The 3,084-nt window shown below is 61.9% G+C and carries 4 protein-coding genes and 1 pseudogene; 3 read left to right on the top strand and 2 right to left on the bottom strand.

Annotated elements, in window-relative coordinates:
• A partial coding sequence (locus FV222_RS21510; protein ID WP_187277412.1) for a transposase occupies nucleotides 1-377 on the top strand: 377 nt, incomplete at its 5' end.
• Nucleotides 378-548: 171 nt separating this feature from the next.
• On the opposite strand, the gene FV222_RS21505 is transcribed toward FV222_RS21510, so the two are convergent.
• Together FV222_RS21505 and FV222_RS21500 are read right to left on the bottom strand one after the other, a co-directional pair.
• The gene (locus FV222_RS21505; protein ID WP_147815602.1) at nucleotides 549-1,070 is read right to left on the bottom strand and encodes a hypothetical protein; all 522 of its coding nucleotides are present in this window, start codon (nucleotides 1,068-1,070) and stop codon (nucleotides 549-551) included.
• A gap of 32 nt (nucleotides 1,071-1,102) precedes the next feature.
• A complete protein-coding gene (locus tag FV222_RS21500; protein ID WP_187277411.1) occupies nucleotides 1,103-1,429 on the bottom strand; it encodes a hypothetical protein in 327 nt (108 codons plus the stop codon).
• 574 nt (nucleotides 1,430-2,003) lie between these two features.
• On the opposite strand from FV222_RS21500, the gene FV222_RS21495 reads away from it, so the two are divergent.
• Complete coding sequence (locus tag FV222_RS21495) at nucleotides 2,004-2,300, top strand: metalloregulator ArsR/SmtB family transcription factor (RefSeq protein ID WP_147815600.1); 297 nt, start codon at nucleotides 2,004-2,006, stop codon at nucleotides 2,298-2,300.
• A gap of 310 nt (nucleotides 2,301-2,610) precedes the next feature.
• Nucleotides 2,611-2,957, top strand: a pseudogene (locus FV222_RS31430) (IS630 family transposase); the annotation flags it as partial.
• Between the last annotated feature and the right edge of the window lie 127 nt (nucleotides 2,958-3,084).

Here is a 3,084-nt window from a genome sequence, read left to right as displayed (position 1 = left end):
GCCCCGAGAAGGGCAAGGGCGCCGGCCTCGTCTTGCCACGGTGCAACGCATCAGCGATGACCGCGCACCTCGAAGAGATCAGCCTCGCCGTCGATCTCGGTGCCCATGCCGTGCTGATGCTCGACGGGGCCGGGTGGCACAGCGCCGAGGACCTCGTCGTTCCCGACAACATCACCCTGTTGCCACTCCCGGCCCGGGCCCCGGAACTCAACCCGGTCGAGAACGTCTGGCAATTCCTGCGCGACAACTGGCTCGGAGACCGGATCTTCACATCCTACGACGACATCGTCGATCGCTGCTGCAATGCCTGGAACAAGCTGACCGAGCAGCCACGGAAGATCATGTCTCTCAGACTGCGCGACTGGGCTCATCGGTGATGATCAATACCGATTGGTATAACGCTGACATAGCTCCGGAATTCAGTATGCGAACAATCACTGGCGATCAAAGGCTCGCCAAGTGAGGCGCCGATGGCGACGATCAAAGGCAGGAGCGCCGTGCGCGGTTCATAGCCGACGACCGCCAACTAACCTTTATCATAATGTCCATCAGACGAAATTCCATCGATGCCTTTCGAGGGCTTCTTCCTTCGACCCATCTGACCTCGTCCAGGCAGCCCTCATCCTATGAAAGAAGAACGGCCGGGTATCGAACGAGGAGGGCAGGCCACGATAGACCCATCGATCTTCGTCGGGGTAGCTTTCGCTGTTCCCGACGATCAACAGGCACGGGACGCGGTCGAACAGGAGGACCCTTGCTCCGAAATGGGGGCCAAGGCGCTTCACCCAAAGTATCTCCTCGATCGGCGACGGTACCCATTCCGGAAATCTTTCCCGGATAAAATCTTCGACCAGCGCCAGATCATCGTCGTCGATGGGACGTCGGCGCATATACGTCTTGACGGACCTGCACATTGAACTGACCTCGATTTTTTCTGGAACGACGATCACCACCTGCTTGGGTCGAGCAGTGGCTTCCTCTCGGAGCTTCGGTCGCGGCCGGACGCGTTTCCAGGCACGGGCTTTCACGACCACACCGGGGACGGCGAAGAACCGACCGCTCGTCGCCACCCGGTGCTGGTTTCCCTTGTCCCCTCGGGGACTTATTTCCGGGAACCCGCCTTGGACATTGCGAGGACCACGTCGACGACGTCCCCCGGGGTGCGCATCGGAGCCGGCGAACGCCCCGCGATGGCTCGACCCCGCTCGATCCCGGCCGCCGTGAGCTCGGCGCCGAATACCTGCCCCTTGACCCTGACGACCGTCGCCAAGCCATCCTTTTCCAAGGCCAGGAGACCGCGCACGATCCGCTGCCTCCGTTCGTGACCACCATCGTTGGTCGCGGCGATCCCGTACGTGTCGCGTGCAACGGCCTTTCCCAGCATCTCCAGTCCGTAATCCAAATCACTCGAACCCATGACTTCCTCCATGCAACGCCTACCGAGGGCGTGGCGAGATCAAGAAGAGGCATCGCCCGAGCGCGGGAAAGCACGCATATGGTCCGTGGTTAACGCAGCCGCCGAAGTCAGGGGGTTGCCCACATCTTTCGAACCGACATCGACCGATTGAGGATGTCGACATCTCGGTGGTGATCACGTCACAAAGGGGCGTCCCTGCCCCGCGGTTGGCCCGCTCGTAGATCGGAGCGTCGGTGCTCCTCTCCCGATGCCGTCGAAGGTGATGAGGTTCAGGCAGGATGGGTGACGGTTTCGCGGGCCCGAAGCTGCCGGAAAGCACAAACGTTCGTATCGACGATTGCCGCTTCGTGATGCGCAAGCGTCGGAGCATCCGATGAGAAGATGATCGTCGCAGCTATCGGCCAAGCTCTACTCAGAGAGTTTCCAAAGCCGTAGTCAATGCTCGGCCCTACCGGGATGTAAGCCTCCCGCGACGACTCAAGGCTCCGCATTTAGCTGACGCGGATGTTTCGTGGTACCGTAGGTCGGCTTTTGAGCCGCCCCGGGTCGCGTTGACCAACGTCATGACGAACGCTTACGTGACTCCATGAGACTGGAAATCGTGTCCACCCGATTGGAAGCGTTGGGAAACGTGACGCGGCTACGGATGGTGATCGAAGTGGCCAATGCAGGGGCCGCGGGTCTCTCGGTCGGGGAACTTCGTGACAGGATCGGGATCTCGGCGGGATCCACGGTGTCCCATCATCTCCGTCAGCTCGTTTCAGCCGGACTCCTCGATCAGGAGCGCCGGGGCACCACGTTGATCTGCAGAGCCCGGATGGAAGTGCTGTCGGACCTCGCCACCTTCCTGACGACCATACCCGGAAAGTGCGATTTAGGCTGAGCCGTCCGCATGCATCATCTTGATGAAGTCGTTGTTCGACCGCCCGCGACGCTTGGCCTTGCCCATCCCATGACCAGGGTCATACGATATCGGCTTCTTGAGAGCGCTGAAGCGTCGTCGCACATTCTGAGCCGATACCGGGTCACGTCATCTCCAGAGCGCCTACCCGACGAACGACCGGACAACATGCTGTCCCGGTGCGGTAATGCGGACGAAGGATTCACGTTCGGGATGAGGCGTGCGAGTCCGGGCAATGGCTCAGACCGTCTGTGTGCTTCCCAATGCATGCGATTAGGCCCAGCTCTTTGCGATTGTCGACGATCGATCGCGCCCGCTCAAGCAGATCCAGCGTACCCGCATCGTCCTACTCCCGGCCGAGCGCATTAGCGTCCAAGACGTGGCCAGGCGGGCGTCAGCCGTGTGGCGCTGGCAGTGGCCCTACGCCGAGCTCGCTTTCGAAGGGGTGCTGCGTGAAAACGCGTCCACCTCGCACGCGACCCCATTCGACCGAAACGGTGGCCGAGGTGCTGGCACTGACCTGCTCGGAATCGCCGGGCGAGGTCACCCACTGGCCGTGCCGTGGCCTGCGGTGTCGGGATCTCATCACACGTCGTGCAGCGGACTTGGGCGGCCCACCGCCTCCAGTCGCAGCGGCTGCGTGATCGGCCCCCACGAGGTGGTCCAAGGGTAAAATTAGTGCACGGTGGGCCGCTCCGCCACGGGTAGCTTGGCCGGCGGAGCTGGTCTGGCAAGCGCAGCCGGCCAAGCGGAGAAGGCTGGCATG

Origin of the sequence: Methylobacterium sp. WL103 (assembly GCF_008039885.1) — a bacterium.
In the GTDB taxonomy this organism is placed as follows: Bacteria; Pseudomonadota; Alphaproteobacteria; order Rhizobiales; family Beijerinckiaceae; genus Methylobacterium; species Methylobacterium cerastii.
The sequence above is the reverse complement of the archived record's forward strand: the minus strand, read 5'-3'. Positions and strand labels throughout refer to the sequence as shown.

What these genes read in the sequence shown, in the direction of transcription:
- FV222_RS21500 (WP_187277411.1), bottom strand. Translation starts at nt 1,429, where the DNA reads ATGGAGGAAGTCATGGGTTCGAGTGATTTGGATTACGGACTGGAGATG.
- FV222_RS21495 (WP_147815600.1), top strand. Translation starts at nt 2,004, where the DNA reads ATGAGACTGGAAATCGTGTCCACCCGATTGGAAGCGTTGGGAAACGTG.